This is a genomic window from Arthrobacter glacialis (genome assembly GCF_002909415.1).
In the GTDB taxonomy this organism is placed as follows: domain Bacteria; phylum Actinomycetota; class Actinomycetes; order Actinomycetales; family Micrococcaceae; genus Specibacter; species Specibacter glacialis.
Window position 1 is genome coordinate 186,278 of record NZ_PPXB01000005.1, and the last position, 15,319, is coordinate 201,596.

General features: G+C 60.8%; 14 protein-coding genes. 6 read left to right on the forward strand and 8 right to left on the reverse strand.

Annotation, left to right across the window (positions count from 1 at the left end; translation table 11 throughout):
• Positions 1-276: 276 nt before the first annotated feature.
• Positions 277-543, forward strand: coding sequence for a hypothetical protein (locus CVS28_RS07785; RefSeq protein ID WP_103465227.1), 267 nt, complete (start codon positions 277-279; stop codon positions 541-543).
• A gap of 97 nt (positions 544-640) precedes the next feature.
• Positions 641-1,744, forward strand: coding sequence for a VanW family protein (locus CVS28_RS07790; RefSeq protein ID WP_243399762.1), 1,104 nt, complete (start codon positions 641-643; stop codon positions 1,742-1,744).
• A 19-nt stretch (positions 1,745-1,763) separates the two neighbouring features.
• On the opposite strand, the gene CVS28_RS07795 is transcribed toward CVS28_RS07790, so the two are convergent.
• On the reverse strand, positions 1,764-2,558 hold the full coding sequence (locus CVS28_RS07795) for a substrate-binding domain-containing protein (protein WP_103465225.1): 795 nt from the start codon (positions 2,556-2,558) through the stop codon (positions 1,764-1,766).
• Positions 2,559-2,630: 72 nt separating this feature from the next.
• Between CVS28_RS07795 and CVS28_RS07800 the strand changes: the two genes are divergently transcribed.
• Complete coding sequence (locus tag CVS28_RS07800) at positions 2,631-2,993, forward strand: DUF5997 family protein (RefSeq protein ID WP_207767485.1); 363 nt, start codon at positions 2,631-2,633, stop codon at positions 2,991-2,993.
• A gap of 84 nt (positions 2,994-3,077) precedes the next feature.
• Here the strand turns inward: CVS28_RS07800 and CVS28_RS07805 are convergent, their stop codons facing one another.
• The 3 genes from CVS28_RS07805 to CVS28_RS07815 form a co-directional block, all read right to left on the reverse strand.
• Positions 3,078-4,610, reverse strand: coding sequence for an APC family permease (locus CVS28_RS07805; protein WP_103481171.1), 1,533 nt, complete (start codon positions 4,608-4,610; stop codon positions 3,078-3,080).
• Entirely contained in the window at positions 4,607-5,488 is an 882-nt protein-coding gene (locus CVS28_RS07810; protein WP_103465222.1) for a universal stress protein, read from the reverse strand. The genes CVS28_RS07805 and CVS28_RS07810 overlap by 4 nt, the downstream gene beginning before the upstream one ends.
• A gap of 278 nt (positions 5,489-5,766) precedes the next feature.
• Positions 5,767-7,152 (reverse strand): flavin monoamine oxidase family protein, encoded by a 1,386-nt coding sequence (locus CVS28_RS07815; protein WP_103465390.1) that lies wholly within the window; start codon positions 7,150-7,152, stop codon positions 5,767-5,769.
• 150 nt (positions 7,153-7,302) lie between these two features.
• On the opposite strand from CVS28_RS07815, the gene CVS28_RS07820 reads away from it, so the two are divergent.
• The gene (locus CVS28_RS07820; RefSeq protein ID WP_103465221.1) at positions 7,303-7,989 is read left to right on the forward strand and encodes a TetR/AcrR family transcriptional regulator; all 687 of its coding nucleotides are present in this window, start codon (positions 7,303-7,305) and stop codon (positions 7,987-7,989) included.
• Positions 7,990-8,095: 106 nt separating this feature from the next.
• Here CVS28_RS07820 and CVS28_RS07825 read toward each other — a convergent pair whose 3' ends face one another.
• A complete protein-coding gene (locus CVS28_RS07825; RefSeq protein ID WP_103481172.1) occupies positions 8,096-9,622 on the reverse strand; it encodes a M20/M25/M40 family metallo-hydrolase in 1,527 nt (508 codons plus the stop codon).
• 261 nt (positions 9,623-9,883) lie between these two features.
• Between CVS28_RS07825 and CVS28_RS07830 the strand changes: the two genes are divergently transcribed.
• Together CVS28_RS07830 and CVS28_RS07835 are read left to right on the forward strand one after the other, a co-directional pair.
• Positions 9,884-10,306, forward strand: a complete 423-nt coding sequence (locus tag CVS28_RS07830; protein WP_103481173.1) for a hypothetical protein — start codon at positions 9,884-9,886, stop codon at positions 10,304-10,306.
• Between the two features lie 199 nt (positions 10,307-10,505).
• Positions 10,506-12,068, forward strand: coding sequence for a stealth family protein (locus CVS28_RS07835; RefSeq protein WP_207767475.1), 1,563 nt, complete (start codon positions 10,506-10,508; stop codon positions 12,066-12,068).
• 24 nt (positions 12,069-12,092) lie between these two features.
• Here CVS28_RS07835 and CVS28_RS07840 read toward each other — a convergent pair whose 3' ends face one another.
• Genes CVS28_RS07840 through CVS28_RS07850 form a run of 3 tightly spaced genes read right to left on the reverse strand, consistent with a single transcriptional unit; the run spans position 12,093 to position 15,294 of the window.
• Positions 12,093-12,347 (reverse strand): carbon storage regulator, encoded by a 255-nt coding sequence (locus CVS28_RS07840; RefSeq protein ID WP_103465218.1) that lies wholly within the window; start codon positions 12,345-12,347, stop codon positions 12,093-12,095.
• 36 nt (positions 12,348-12,383) lie between these two features.
• Entirely contained in the window at positions 12,384-13,304 is a 921-nt protein-coding gene (locus CVS28_RS07845; RefSeq protein WP_103481174.1) for a hypothetical protein, read from the reverse strand.
• A complete protein-coding gene (locus CVS28_RS07850; protein ID WP_243399783.1) occupies positions 13,282-15,294 on the reverse strand; it encodes a flagellar biosynthesis protein FlhA in 2,013 nt (670 codons plus the stop codon). The genes CVS28_RS07845 and CVS28_RS07850 overlap by 23 nt, the downstream gene beginning before the upstream one ends.
• Positions 15,295-15,319: the final 25 nt, after the last annotated feature.

A 15,319-nucleotide genomic window follows, 5' to 3' on the forward strand; every position in this document is an offset into this window, starting at 1 on the left:
TCTCCTTTGAGCTGGCAACCCTTGGCTTTGGCCGGTTTTAGGCTTCTGCCGTCAATATGGCACGGCACATTTGGGCTGTCAATGATTGGTTGTCCACGCGGTGTTGCCGATGCGCCGGCTGGCAGGCGAGCATGGGCAGCCCTGCATGGGTAGCTCGCCCCATCGACGGCGTTGAGCGGGGTGGGATAGATTCTTGGTAATCGCTCAACCGGAACTTCCCGGCCACAGTGAAACAACTGCGGCACCGCCGCAAATTTCTAGCAAAGGATGTGCATCATGGCCGGAATGATTGGTAATGACCCCCAGGATATGGCGGAACTGGTTTCCAAGCTGTCAACTGCCGTTGATCAGATCACCCAGGCAATGTCCACCTTGGACGGCAAGGCCCAGTCGGTTCGCTGGGAAGGCCCCGACGCCACCCGTTTCAAGGGCACCCAGTGGCCCGCCTCCAAGAAGCAGCTGGCCCGGGTTATCGCCGAGCTGAACGACGTCAAGTCAATTGTGGCCAAGCAGAAGCAGCAGCAGCTCGACGCTTCCAAGTAGGTCTTGTTCCCGCCCTGTGGCTGGACAGCAACTAGCCCGCAGTAGTGGCTGAAAAACACCGAGAAATCGCGTTTTTTCGACCACTACTGCGGGCTAGTTGTTTAAAGGCTATGAGCGGCGGCCCGCTTTTGGGAAATGGCTGGGGAATGCATACAAAAACCCTAAAAGTTCATTTATGACATGGCTTGGGCGTGGGCTTCCTGTTCAAGGCGTCGTCAATATTAGGATTCTTGCTATTGGGTACGACTGGCGCACAAGGCCCCATTCGCTTCTGAATTGTTGGACTGCGTGGTCCGTCACCTCCAGAGATCTCAATCAAGAAAAGCATATCGGGGGGCAGTTCGGCGTGGGTCGGAAATTATTTGGGGAAATTTCACCGTTGACATATGCAATCGCTGTCAACCGGCAGATCATATTGCGCAAGATTCAAAACTTCCAAGCAGGGACCAAGTTCGCCACCAAGAAGGAGTACGGGGACCTGCCCGTCAGTGTTTACAAACACAACTCGCTGATTCGCCGCAAACTCGGCACAGTCGATTTGGCACTGCAGGAAAACAAGGCCATCAGTTTGGGCCTCGCAGCTCCGCATATTGACGGAGTGCTGATTGCTCCCGGCGAAACGTTCTCATTTTGGCAGCTGGTGGGGCGTTGCTCAGCCAAAAAGGGCTACCGTGTTGGTCTGACCATCAACCACAGCGGACCGGATTCCGGCATAGGTGGTGGTTTGTGCCAGTTCACAAACTTGCTGCATTGGATGGTGCTGCACAGCCCCTTGGACATTGTGGAACACCACCACCACGGTGAAATTGACTTGTTCCCTGACTTCAATCGGCAGATTCCCTTTGGTACGGGAACATCCATTGTGTACAACTACTTGGATTACCGGGTCAAGAATAATACCGACAATACTTTTCAGCTCCGCATTTGCGTGACTGAGGAGCATCTGCGCGGCGAATTGCGTGCAGCGCAGTCACTGCCGGTGAAATATCATGTCAAAGAGCAGGACGCCTATTTCCAAGAGGAAGCCGACGGCGAGGTGTACCGGCGCAACAAAGTGTACCGAAGCACCCGAGACAAGCGGACCGGCAATGAAACCGCGTACGAGCTTGTGGTTGAAAACAATGCCAAAGTCCTCTACGACCGCACGCTCATCAACACCCCGATTCGCGCGCTCGACGAAACCGAATCTGTCAGCACATAGTGAGTTTGCCTGGAAGCAACTAGCGGCGGCCCCGCTTTTGGGCCCTGGCCTTGCCGCCTGCCCGGCCCCCGCCGCGCAGGTTGGGGGCCGACTTGCTCTTGGCGACGTTGGTGCGCGCAGGAGTTTTGGTTGTTTTTGCGCCCTTTTTGGGCGCGGCATCCTGTTTTGCCTGAACCGATGGTTGGCGGGAGCTGTTGGCGCTGCGGCCGCGCACCACGCCAATGAATTCCTGGATGACTGCTTCGTCTTCTTCCGGCAGCGGGTGGAACGAATCGATCCAGGCCAGCCCAACGCTGGTCTCTTCAACGCCATGGACCAGCCTTGAGCGCAGGTTTTTGCGGCTGAAGTGGCGGGCTACGGACATCGGCAGGATCAGGATTCCCAACCCGGCCTCAACCAGGTCAAGGGCCTCTTCTAGGGAGGCTATCGGCGGCAGCGGCTTGCGCGTGCCGGCTGCAATTTCGCTGGAAATATCGCGCCACTGCGGGAAATCGTCCGGGTCCGCGAGTAGGTACTCATCAGCCAGGTCGGCAACGTCCAATTCCTCAAACGCGGAAATGGCATGGTCCTTGGGCGCCACCACAACATTGAGCTCGCTGTAGAGCGGAATGACATGGAGCCCGGTCTTGTCCACGGGCAGGCGCACGAACGCCATATCCACTTCGCCGGCGCGCACGGCGTCGAGTTGGTGGGTTTCTTGAACCGGCTGCGCTACCAGGGGCACGTCGGGCATGCGCTCCTGCCAGCGGTGGATCCACTTTCCAGGAGTCACACCCGGGACAAAGGTCACTGTAAGTTCGCGGGATTCAGACACCTATTTACCCTAGCGCACCCCGCACCCACCGGTACCCTTAGAGGTATGAGCATTAAACCTTCCCCCCAAGCCATGAAATCCGCCACGGCGGCCAAGAAGCTGGGCATCCACCTGCCCGCCGCCCCTGCGGAATTCCAAGAGAACGCGCTGAGCCGGGAGGAATTCAAGGTTTTGCAGGAGAACCCCCCGGAATGGTTGGCCGAACTGCGCCGCAATGGTCCGCACCCGCGTGCCGTCATGGCCCAGAAACTGAACATTTCCATTGGCGGCCTGAGCCGTTCCAGCATCACCGATGCCCTCACGACGGCGGAGATCACTGCCCTGCTGCAGGCTCCCCCTGCGTGGCTGGTTGAGGAACGTGCCGTGCATGCCAAGGCGCGCGCCGAGGCCCAGTTGGCGAAAGAGCGCGAAGCCGCCCGCCGCCCCCAGAGCTAGGCCCGCCTTTACAACTGACCCGCAGAAAACGGCGAAAAACACGGTAAAACCGTGAATTTTCGCCGTTTTCTGCGGGTCAGTTGTTTAAGGGTTGTAGGTCTGGCTGGCCCGGCTGAGGACCTGGCCCTTGAAGAAGGCCGGGTTGCGCAGGTACATGAAGAACATCAGCACAGCACCCAACAGGATCACGCCGGCGCCAAGGATGAAGACCAGACCCAGTCCGGCAATGTTTGAGCCGGAACCGTAGTCAGGGTCCATGGAGTCGTAGGCCGTCTTGAAGAACATGACCAGCAGGATGACTCCACCCACTAAGGGTGCCAGGAACTTGAAGAAGAAGTTCCGCGCCCCACGGAAGGCCTCTGCCCGGAAGTACCAAACACACGCCAAGGCGGTAATGCCGTAGTAGAAGCAGATCATCATGCCCAAGGCGGTGATGGTGTCCCACAGTGCATTCTCTGAAAATGTGCGGGTAATCACGTAGAACGCCGCGGCAGCAATGGCAGCCGCGATGGTGGCATAGCTGGGTGATTTGTGCGTGGGGCTGATCTTGCTGAAACTCTTGGGCAGTGCCTGGTAGTGGCCCATGGAGAGCAGAGTCCGCGCCGGTGACACGAACGTTGACTGCAAGGACGCCGCCGAGGAACTCAGGATGGCCAGCGACATCAAAATCGCGAACGGACCCATGACAGGCCCTGCCAGTACCGCAAAGATACTGCCCTGGTTGTCAGGGTTTCCGGCACCCAAACCCTCGGTCCCAATGCCGGCAAACGCCAGTGTGGCGAGGGAAACTGTCATGTAGATGACCATGATGACAATGACTGTTGCCGTAGCTGCCCGGCCCGGTGTCTTTTTCGGGTTCTTGGTTTCCTCGTTCATGGTCAGGGTGACATCCCAGCCCCAGAAAATGAAGATGGACAGCGACACACCGGCAGCAAATTGTGAGAACGACTCCACTGCGAAGGGGTTGAACCAGTCGGCCGTAATGGCAGTGGCATCAAAAGCCGTGCCGTTGGCCACGTGGGCGAAGGCGGCTATGGCGAACCAGCCCAGTACGAGCAGCTGGAACGCGACCAAAACGTATTGGAACGTCTTGGTGGTCTCCATCCCGCGGTAGGAAATCCAGCAGGCACCGGCAATGAACACCAAGGTGGTGACGATGTTCAACGGCAGCACGGTTGTCAGGTCGGCCAGCGAATCATTGGAAAAGATCTGCGCCAGCATCAAGTAGAAGAAGTCCACCGCGACGGCCGCCAGGTTGGAAAGCACAATGATGGTGGCGGCGATCAAGCCCCAACCACCCATCCAGCCTATCCACGGACCAAACGCTCGCGATGCCCAGGTGAAGGAGGTGCCGGCGTCGGGCATGGCATTGTTCAGTTCCCTGTAGCCCAGGGCCACCAGCAGCATGGGGATGAAGCCCACCAGGAAAATGGCCGGCAGGTGTACGCCCACCTCGGACACCGTGGGGCCCAGCGCCGCTGTGAGCGTATACGCCGGGGCGATGCAGGAAATGCCGATGACGACGGCGCCAATCAGGCCCACCGACCCAGCCTTCAGGCCCTTTTCGCTCAATCCGTGATCGCCGGGGGCGTTTCTGACAGTTTCTTTGGCACTCATGCCGTCACCTCATCGCTTGTGAATTCAAAGTCGCGCGGGACCACAATCATGGGCACCGGCAAGGCGCGCAAAATCCGGTTGGCCGTGGCGCCGAGAAAGATGGATTTTGTCTGGGCCAGGCGGCTGGAACCGATCATCAGCAGTTCCCCGTCCTGCCAGTCCAGACGGTCGACGGCGTCCTCAATGGTTCGCCCACTGCCAACCACGACGTCGATCTCGACTTTATCTAAGGCGCTGACGTCGAGTGCCTGGCTGGCTTCGGCAACGCCGCGCAGGTGCTCCATGGCGTCCTCGACGGTGGTGCCGGCGTCGTCGTTGCCGAGAGCCACCAGCGAGACCAGGCGCAGTGGCAGGCAGCGTCGCCTGGCCATGGCGATGCTGGCAGCCAACACCTGGCCGGCGCCTTCCCGGGTGCCCAGTGCACAAGTCAGCCGCGTAATGGGCTCCGTGCGGCTGTATCCCGACGGCGCAAGGACCACCGGAACCGTTGAGGCGTGCAGCAGTGCACCTGCCACCGAGCCGACGCTGAAGCGCTTGAACAACCCGGTGGCGCTGGCACCAATCACCAAAAGTGACGCCCCCAGGTCGTCGGCTGCAGCAATCAACGCCTCGGCCTCCGACTCGCCGCGCCGGATGTGGGCGCTTGAGGGGACATCCGCGGGGATCAGGGCCAGGCCCTCGTCGATCCACTGCGACACCTGCGCAGCCAGGATGCTCTCAAATCCTGCCACCGGAGGATACACCCCGTTGTAGGGCGAATCCTCCGGCATGACCATCACCAGATCCAGGGAAGCACCCTGCCGGCGAGCCAAGGCCACAGCCAAGTTAACGGCATCGCCGCCACGTGCATTGGCCGTATATCCAACTACGTACCGCATAGGGTCCTCCTAAAGGACGTTAGTGTCATGAACTGCTCAAGTGAATCCGCCAAAAGCTGTGGGCAGCCCCGGCTAATCCGTGGGCCGTCGGCCAGACCGCGGAGCCGACATTTTTTGTAGGCGACGTAAAGGAGACGCCAAAGGCCGCCCGCGGCCGACGCGTCGGATAGTCCCCAGGCGCTCCCACTGCTCGCAAGCTCGCAGCGGGGCCCCCGCGCCCGTCGGCCCCGCCGGAAAAATGCCGGGCCGAGGGGGGGCTGGCACGGCAGGGCTGGTGGCTATTCCAGGTCTGCGATCAGCTTTTTGGCGGTGAACTGGCCCATGCGGACTGCGCCGTCTACGTGCTGGTAGCCTTCGGCGGCGAGGTCGGAGCAGGACCAGTGGATGGGACCAACGGGGGTGAGCTGGTCCGGGCCATAGCGGTGCAGTCCGCCCAGGTCGTAGCTGGAGGCGTAGGCGCCTCGCGTCCACTCCTCGGAGCCCCAGTCGGATTCGTAGTAGACAACGGGCTCGGCGGCTGCGTCGCCGAGGAATTCGGCCAGGGATGCCGTGATTTCTTTTTTGCGCTGTTCGGCGGTGAGGGTGAACGCGTAGTCGGCCTTTTCATCGGAGACAAAACCGACCAGTGTGCCGCGGGGGTCCTCGTGGTTGGTGTTGTCGTACACCTCTTGGACCAGTGAGGAGGCGCTGAAGCCGGTGCCTGAGAGGCCGTCTTCACGCCAGAACGGGGTGTCGTAGACGGCGTGGACCTTGATGACCAGACCCAGAGACTGGTGCTGGTGCATCTGGTGCTGGCGGCGCGGCAGTGGGGGGTCAAAGGAGACGCGGCTGTAAAGGTTCGGCGGAACGGCCATGACCACACGCTTGGCGGTGACGGTGGCGCCGTCGGAAACAACAGTGACGCGGTACTCGCCGTCAACCTCGCTCCAGCGCACGGTACGGGCGGCGGAATTGAGGATGACGTCCGCCCCCAGACCGGCCGCCATTTTCAGCGAAACTCCCTGCATGCCACCCACCACGCGCTTGTCGAGGATGAAGTTGTCGTCCACCAGGTTGGAGAAGGAGCCTGCCGAGGCGGCCATGAACACTGCCTGCAGTGCGGAGAAGGCATGTGCGGGCTTGGTGAGCATGCCGCCGGCGATGAACAGGCCGATGTTGTTGCAGGCTTCCTCGTCGCTGGATTGGGTGCGCAGCCAGTGGTGGAAGGAGATGGTGTCCAGTGCACGGGCCTGCGGGTGGTCCCACGGCTTTTCCGGGTCCATGAGTGCGGACAGGGAGTCGAGGGTGTCGATGAGCTGATTCATGGCCGCTTCGGTTTCGGCCGATACGGGGAACATCTCGCCGGTGTAGCGGGTGCGGGTGCCGTCGGGGGCCACGTAGACGCTGTCGCCGTCGCGGTAGCGCGAGTACGTGTCCAGGCCCAGTTCATTGAGCAGGCCAATCAGCGCCGTCTGGTCGGGCGAGACCCACTGGCCGCCAATTTCCAGCCACGCGCCGTCAATGGTGTTGGACCAGGTGCGGCCACCCACCCTGTCACGGGCCTCGAGAACGGCGACACTCAGGCCGGCCTTCCTCAGCTCATGGGCCGCAGTCAATCCTGACGGTCCGGCACCAATGATGACCACATCGCGCTCAATAGTCACTGGGTTTACTTCCGCTGCCATGTTTCCCTCTCCTGCGAAGCCGTCGGTGATGCGCTTCACTAAATGAATGATGTTCATTTAGAATAGACTGTAACGGACGTCACCACCTGAGGTAAAGGGCTGGGCTGAAAAATTTAGGCCCCGGTGGCGCCAAGGAGGAGAGTGGGGCAAATGGAGCCAGCGCAACGAGCAGTTCAGGAACGACGCCGGGCAGGTCGCCCATCGCAGGCAGTGCTCAGTTCCGCACGGATCACCAAGGCGGCGCTCAAGCTGGTTAGCCACTCCGGCTACAAGGGCCTGACCATGGCCGCCCTGGCTAAGTCTCTCAATGTGGCACCGTCGGCCCTGTACAACCACGTGCACTCCAAGCAGGATGTGCTGCTGCTGGTGGAGGACCACTTGATGGGCAGGGTGGATGTTTCCGCCTTCACGGACCGGCCATGGGTGGAGGCCGTAAGTATTTGGGCGCACTCCTACCGGAATGTTTTTGCCGCGCACCTGCCCCTGATCCCCGTCATTGCGCTGCTGCCGGTGACCAACGCACCCAAAACCATCACCATGTACGAGGCTGTCACCAACGGCTTCTTGGCGGCCGGCTGGCCTCCCTCAGCCATCATCGACGCCATCGTGGCCCTTGAATCCTTCATCTACGGCTCGGCCTATGACGCCAACGCGCCGGGAAATATTTTCGACACCGGGACCATGGCACCGGCGGTACCCAACTTCAGCGCCGCCGTCGCCCGCCGGGGACTGAAGTCCGCAGAAACTGCCGGCGCAACTGCTCGCAATGACGCCGATGCCGCTTTTGAACTGGGGCTTGCGGCAATGGTTGCGGGTCTTGCAGCAACCCTGACGTAACGGCCAAGCTCGTAACGGACAAGCTCTTAACGGACAAGGGCCCGGCCCGCCGCATCAGCGGCAGACCGGACCCTTGCCCAGTGTTCGTGGTGCAGTTCGGTGCTACTTAGCGAACCAGCCCGCTGCCCCAGTACTCGAAGCTGTCCTTGGAGATCTCGGGGCGTGCGGCCCTTCTGCTGCCATCTTCGAAGAACCCGGACTTGCTGGTGGCCAGGGTCATCACGGCATGCGCCGCGGCGTCACCGAGCTCGTTCAGCGCCGCCGTGCTCAGATTGTTCAAATCGTCACATGCTTGGTGATAGCACGCGTCATAGGGAGCGCCGGCAGTTCCGCCATAGATGGTGGCCTCCTCGGCTGTCTTGAGGTCTTCGGCCCCACTAAAGAGTCCACCGGCAGGAATTCCTGCGGCAATGAACGGTCCATAGTCGGATCGGCCGTCAAAAGCCGTCGGGGCACTCGCCAGGCCCTGCGTTGCGAAGTAGTCGTTGAGGACTGATTCGATCTGGGCTGACCCGGGAGGGCCTGCCACGCCATCGGTGGAACCATCGCCGTCATAGACGAATCGCACGTAGTTGGTTGAACCGAGCATGTCGAAATTCAGATTCGCGTAAATGGTTGACAACTGCTCGTCAGTGAGGCTGTCCACGTAGTGTGTGGAACCCAGCAAGCCGGACTCCTCAGCACCCCAGAAGGCGAAACGGACTTGCTGGCGTGGCTTGATTTTCAAGTTCTGCATCTGGATGGCAGTCTCGAGAATCACGCTCGTGCCGCTGCCGTTGTCGTTGATTCCGGCACCCTCGAGCACTGAATCCAGATGAGCGCCCACCACCACTGTTTTGGCGGGGTCGCCCTTGGGGGAATCGGCGATGATGTTGGTGGTGGTGCGGGTTTCATTGATAATCTCGGTGCTGACAGCAACGCTTGTTGCCCCCGCCACGGTGGCGTTGTACAGCGCCACTCCGTCCGCGTAGCTGATGCCAACCACGGGTATGGCTGCCGGGTCTCCAAGTGTGCCGGTCAGAAGGTCCGTCCGGCCGGGGTTGCCCTCGTTGAAGAGCACTGCCGCGTCGTATCCGGCAGCAACCGCGTTGGCCACCTTGACGGCGAAGGTGCAGGTGCCGCGCTGGATGAGCGCCACCTGGGGCACGGTTGCAGAAGCGGGGACAAAGTCCGCCACGGCACACCCGGAGGCTGAACTGGGTTCCGGGGTTGCCGGAACCACCACGTTGAGGGTGGCAACCAGCGTGCCGGTCACTGCTCCACTGCCCGAGTACTGCATGGATTCCGTCTCATAGGGGATCGACGACGGCGAGACCTGGCTAAGGGTGGTCGGGGTGACTTCCTGATAGAAAGGAAACTCAAAAGCCTGCTCGGTGACCTTGTAGCCGGCCTTCTTCAACTCCTTCTTGACGTAGTCGGCCGAAGCAGCATAGCCGGCCGTCCCCGAGGCTCGCGTTCCGCCATTGTTGTTGGCAATTCGCTGCAGCACGCGTTCGTGTGCCAGGATTCCGCTCACCGTTACCGACTTGCGCAATTTGTTGGTGTTGACGTCATCCACGGCAGACGCGGCCGTTACTGGAACCAACATGGCCGCAACGACCACCCCGGCTACCAGCAGTGCTCTTGTTCTCATGACTTCTCCTTTGATTTGCTCCCAAAATAGGAGCCATTCCACCCTGATGAGGTTTCCTCATGCCGCACGATCCCGGAAGTGCCGTTATCAATTCGTGACCTTAAAGGTCTGAGAATCGCCGCAAAACTGTCCAAATGGCTAAGTCTGCACCGTGCAGGACTTCGGTGATGCCCTGTCGTCCGACGCCGGGCACTAGCCACGGCCGGAATGGAACCCTAGGCTGAATCCCAGAGAAGCCACTTGAGTTCACAGGAGAAAATTATGGGAATCAGCATCAGCAACCTCGCCCTTCGGATAGTCTCCGGGGCATTCATTCTCAATACCGGGATTGGCAAGCTCAACCTCACCCCGGAGCAGGCAGCCGGCTTGAAAAGTTCGGCACAACGGGTCATCCCCCAGGTGGGGTCCTTGGAAGCTGAAAAATTCGGGCACTACTTGAGCTTCTCTGAAATCGCTCTGGGTGCATTTGTATTGACACCCCTAGTTCCGAGCCGGCTGGCAGGCTTGGCTCTGGGCGCATTTTCGGCGGGCCTGGTGGCGACGTATTTGAAGACTCCGGGCCTGACCGAGCCGGACAGCATCCGCCCAACCCCGGCCGGAACCGCCATGGCCAAGGATTTTTGGCTGGCTGGCATTGCCGTTGCCCTGATTTTTCACCGCAAACGTCCCGCACGGATCGGCTAAGCGCAAGGGCATCGGAAACGCGGGCAGGGCTGAGCGGCTCGGCGCTGGCGACACGCCCCTGTGCTGGAAAACCGGCCGCCCTGGCCCAACACTTTGACCCGGTGCTGTGTCCCGTTTGGGCCACGTTCGGGCGCTGTAAGCTCACTGCAGGGCCAACATCAGCTGCCTGCCCGACCGCCCTGCTACGGAGGACACTGCCATGCCCCGCACACCCGGCGCCCATGCTTCGGCACCCTTGACTCCACGCATGGCAGCCATTGCGGAACGGGCCGACGTGGTGCCCCACCGTGGACGGCTGGCATTGCTCAACAGCGCTGACGCCACGGACGCCCTCACGCCGCGCGAAGCCATGGTGAGCGACCTGCTGGCCGTGCGGAACGTTTTGGATACATACGCCATCGAGTATTTGCTGGTGCGCGGCAACGATCAGCGACCGGTGCTGGCCATCGACGCATCCATGCGGGACGCCTTGGCGCGGGCCTTGGCCGCATCCTTCGCCAACGAGCCTTTCTACGCCCGCAGCGTTGACACCAGCAAGTCCACCCTCCTGCTCGCTGAGGGAGCTCTGGGACGATCCGCAAAAACACGGATCTTTAGACTTTTTAGGCCGCGGCTCGAACCGCGCGGCGGGTTGTACTATGGCGCAGCGTGGGGAGTCCAGATAGAACTGTGGGCGTTCTCCCCCACCCGCATAGAACTGCCCCAGGAGAACTCGATATCCCGGCGTAGCCTTGATCCGCGCGAGGCCCGGCGCAGCACCGTGGAACTTTATGGGCAGAGCTGGCCAACCATTGAGAACATGTTCATTGACCACGTTTTTGACGTCCGCTTTGAGATAGACATGGTGTTTTCCTGGGTCGATGGCAGCGACCCCGCCTATCAGTCCGCCCGCCGCGCGTTGGAAGCAACAGCTCTCCTGGGTGAAGGCGATGACCACGAATCCAGGTTCCGCCATGTTGACGAGCTCAAATACGCCTTGCGTTCTGTGCATATGTTTGCCCCATGGATCAGGCGCATCTTCATTGCCACCGACTCCCCCGCCCCGGAGTGGCTGGCCGCCCATCCCAAAGTGACACTTGTCCGCAGCCAGGAGCACTTTGCCGATCCTACGGTGCTGCCAACACACAATTCCATGGCAGTGGAATCCCAGCTCCACCATATAGACGGGCTGAGCGAACACTTCTTATATTCCAATGACGACATGTTCTTTGGCCGCCCCCTGTCACCCGAGCTGTTCTTCACGGCAGGCGGGATTACCCGCTTCATGCTCTCCCCCAACCGCATCGGGCTTGGCGAAAGCGACGCCGAAAGGAGCGGTTTCGAGAACTCTGCCCGGGTGAATCGCCGCCTTCTGTGGGACCGCTTTGGCACCTTCACCACCCACCATCTTGAGCACAGTGCGGCACCATTGCGCCGCTCGGTGCTTGCTGAGCTGGAGCAGGAGTTTGCTGGGGAGTTTGCCGCCACCGCCGCGAGCACCTTCCGAGCAGCAGAAAATATTTCGGTCACAAATTCCCTGTACCACTATTACGCCCTGCTGACAGGTCGCGCCGTCATGCAGTCCGACGGCGAGGGCATCTACGTAGACACCGCCAGCAAGGCAGGCTTGTTCTCACTTGGCCACGTCTTGGCGAGGCGCCGGGCCGATTTCCTCTGTCTCAACGACGGCAGCTCCGGTGATGCAACGCCAGCCGAACGCCGCGAACTGGTCACCGACTTTTTGGACAAGTACTTTCCTTTTAAGGCCCCTTGGGAAAAGTAGTGCAAAAACTGGACAGTTGCCAGGCTAGGACCCAGCGAGCCCCAATGCCGCCAGAATCAGTTGCTCGGAGGTCTCCGCGGCGGGGCCTGTTGATTCTTTAACCGCTGCCAGATTGCTGGCCGAGACAGCATCCACCACCTCGCTTCTGTGGATGCTGACTTCTCGTGGCGCGTCAATGCCTATGCGCACCCCTTCGCCGCGGCCGCCGTCGAGTATTGTCAGAGTTATATTTCCGCCGATGACGATCTTCTCGCCAATCTTGCGTGTCAATACCAGCATGCAGTTCCTTCCATGGATGTGCAGATGGGGTAATTACTAAAGTTCACTTGATGTTGCCGGGCGTCCATCTACCCAACCAACCGGCACCTTGAGTGCGTTGACGCTCTCAGGGGTCGCGGTGTCAGTTGCCCCAAGAACTGCCAACGCATCAGGGACCGAATACCGGCACGCCCGCCGAACCCAGGACTGGGTATCTTCGGGCTTGTGGGCCGCATCCACCACCAACCAAAGCTGCTTGGGCCGCAACGACGCCAGCATTGATAGGTTGGAGGATCCGCGCTGTCCAAAGCTAAATGCTATCAACAGTGGCTTCCCGTCCCCCAAAGCCATGGCCTGCGCCTTCTTCACCTCAATACTGTCAAGGAAGACGTGACTGAGACCGTTGGACCGGTAATCGCCGGCGGTCAGCAGTTCTGCCCCGTTCTGAAGATGACCGAGCATGCTCCACGCAGTATTCAGTGGCTGGTCGCGCAACCCCACCAGCACAATCAAGTCCCCGGGCATGGTTGAGGGCCGTGGAATGGCCATTTCCCCGTGGCCAGGAGCCACCCCCTGAGAGTCTGTGTCTGGTCCGTGCGCCTCGTCCGCGGCAATTTTTCGCAGGACCACGTCAAAATCTGGTTTGATCTCCATGACCACGTCGGACCCGGATGGCCGGGCGTCGTCGGCCCTGTCAGCCTCGGCCAACAAATCGCTCAGGCTGCGCCTCGGGATGGCAGCACGGCGGGTGGGTGCAGCGCTGCGGAGTCCTCTCTTTTCACCGGACGCTGTGTGTGATGCAGGGTCCGTGTCCACCTCGACCACCACTTCAAAGGAAGTCGTGGCACCGATGCCGAACAGCCCTCCCGTCTGGATCCGTTCGGCACGAACGATGCGGGCAGCCGCCCCATATTTTTCAAAGAGCTGCCAGCGCAGACTCTCCAGGCTGTGGCCCCTAAGCTGAAATTGAGTGGGCACTGCGTACTACTCCTACTGTTTCGATGATGGGGTTCCCGGCTGTCGCCTCCGTATAGGAAAGCACCGGCAGTCCCTTGACGCGCCCGGATACGAGCCGCCAAATGGCTGGGCGCAGCGCAGGGGCACAAACTAGAACGGGGCTGCGTCCTGACGCTTCAGCGTCCGCGAACAAGTCCGTGACGGAGGTCAGGAACCCTTCCACGCGGCTTGGGTCAACCACAATTTGGGTGCCTAGTTCGGAGGGGCGAAGACCTTCCAAGAGTGATTGCTCCAGTGTCGGATCGATCATCAACACCGTCAAAGCACCGTTTTCAAGGTACTTGTCCGCCACCACGGGGCCAAGCGCTGTCCGGCCAGCCTCGACAAGGCCTTCGGCATCAGTGCTCTTCTTGGCCTGCAGTGACAAGGACTCGTAAATTCTGGGAAGATCGTTGATCGGCACCTGCTCCGAGAGCAGCCCCTGCAGCACGCTTTGCACCTCGCCCAGGGACATGAGCCCGGGGATCAGCTCCTCAACAGTGGACGGTGAGGTCTCCTTGACTCCCTCCGTCAGCACCCGGACATCCTCGCGGCTCAGCAGCCTGGCGGCATTCGCCGTGACCACCGAGGACAGGTGCGTGACCAGCACCGAAACCCTGTCCACCACTGTGGCTCCGGCCATTTCCGCGCTGTGCCGCATCTCCGCCGGCACCCATTTTCCGGCCAGCCCAAAGACCGGCTCCACAGTGGGTGTGCCCGGCAAAGAGGACAGGTTCTCCCCCAATGCCAGGACCCGTCCGGCAGGCGCCGTGCCACGCCCCGCCTCCACACCGGCGATGCGGATGACATAGGTGGACAGCGGCAGTTCAACGTGGTCCCTGGTGCGAACCGGCGGAACCACGATGCCCAGCTCCATGGCCACCTTGTGCCGGAGTGCACGAATGCGTGCCAGCAGGTCATCGGCGGAGCCGTTGACCAGGTCCACCAAGTCGGTGGCGAGCTGGATTTCCAGGGGCTGGACACGCATTTGTTCAATGATGTCCTCGGTGGTTTCGACCCGCTGGGCTGATGGCATGGCATCCAGGGCGGCCGTCTTGGCCGCGGCTGTTTCGGCGGCCTTGACCCGCTGCCCCATAAACAGCAGCAGGGCGCCAACACCCAGGAACAAGAACACGGGCATGCCGGGAATGACTGCCATGATGATGGCCGCGATGCCAGCCACCATCAGGGCCGGGCGCGACTGGGTCAGCTGCACGGCCGCCGTCGTGCCCAAATCGGAGGAGGCATTGGAGCGGGTGACAATCATGCCTGTTGCAACGGCCATGAGCAGTGCCGGAATTTGCGAGACCAGCCCGTCGCCCATGGACAGCAGCGAGTAGGTGTGGACGGCGTCGGCAAGGTCCATGCCGCGCTGAATCATGCCGATGGCAATGCCGCCAATGAGGTTGATGATAATGATGATGATGCCGACAATGGCGTCGCCCTTGACGAACTTGGAGGCACCGTCCATGGCGCCGTAGAAGTCGGCCTCGGCGGACACCTCCACACGGCGTTCCTTCGCCTCGGCGTCGGTGATGAGCCCCGAGTTCAAATCGGCGTCAATGGCCATCTGCTTGCCTGGCATGGCGTCAAGGGTGAAGCGGGCCCCAACCTCTGCAACCCGCTCGGCACCCTTGGTGACCACCACAAACTGGATGACAACAAGGATCAGGAAGATCACGGCACCGATGATCAGGTTTCCCCCCACAGTCACCTCACCGAAAGCCTGAATGACTTGACCGGCATGCGCCTGGCCCAGCACCAAACGGGTGGAGGCCACGTTCAGCCCCAGCCGGAACAACGTGGCCACCAGCAGCAGTGACGGGAACACGGAGAAGTCCAGCGGCTTCTTCACAAACATGGTGTTCATGAGCACCAACAGAGCAAACACGATGTTGATGATGATCAGGATGTCCAGCAACAGTGTTGGGATGGGCACTACAAGGAGCAGCACAATGCCGACCACGCCCATGGGGATGGCCAATGCGGACACATTG

What these genes read in the sequence shown, in the direction of transcription:
- CVS28_RS07785 (WP_103465227.1), top strand. Translation starts at nt 277, where the DNA reads ATGGCCGGAATGATTGGTAATGACCCCCAGGATATGGCGGAACTGGTT.
- CVS28_RS07800 (WP_207767485.1), top strand. Translation starts at nt 2,631, where the DNA reads ATGAAATCCGCCACGGCGGCCAAGAAGCTGGGCATCCACCTGCCCGCC.
- CVS28_RS07805 (WP_103481171.1), bottom strand. Translation starts at nt 4,610, where the DNA reads ATGAGTGCCAAAGAAACTGTCAGAAACGCCCCCGGCGATCACGGATTG.
- CVS28_RS07810 (WP_103465222.1), bottom strand. Translation starts at nt 5,488, where the DNA reads ATGCGGTACGTAGTTGGATATACGGCCAATGCACGTGGCGGCGATGCC.
- CVS28_RS07815 (WP_103465390.1), bottom strand. Translation starts at nt 7,152, where the DNA reads ATGGCAGCGGAAGTAAACCCAGTGACTATTGAGCGCGATGTGGTCATC.
- CVS28_RS07820 (WP_103465221.1), top strand. Translation starts at nt 7,303, where the DNA reads ATGGAGCCAGCGCAACGAGCAGTTCAGGAACGACGCCGGGCAGGTCGC.
- CVS28_RS07825 (WP_103481172.1), bottom strand. Translation starts at nt 9,622, where the DNA reads ATGAGAACAAGAGCACTGCTGGTAGCCGGGGTGGTCGTTGCGGCCATG.
- CVS28_RS07830 (WP_103481173.1), top strand. Translation starts at nt 9,884, where the DNA reads ATGGGAATCAGCATCAGCAACCTCGCCCTTCGGATAGTCTCCGGGGCA.
- CVS28_RS07835 (WP_207767475.1), top strand. Translation starts at nt 10,506, where the DNA reads ATGCCCCGCACACCCGGCGCCCATGCTTCGGCACCCTTGACTCCACGC.
- CVS28_RS07840 (WP_103465218.1), bottom strand. Translation starts at nt 12,347, where the DNA reads ATGCTGGTATTGACACGCAAGATTGGCGAGAAGATCGTCATCGGCGGA.
- CVS28_RS07850 (WP_243399783.1), bottom strand. Translation starts at nt 15,294, where the DNA reads ATGGGCGTGGTCGGCATTGTGCTGCTCCTTGTAGTGCCCATCCCAACA.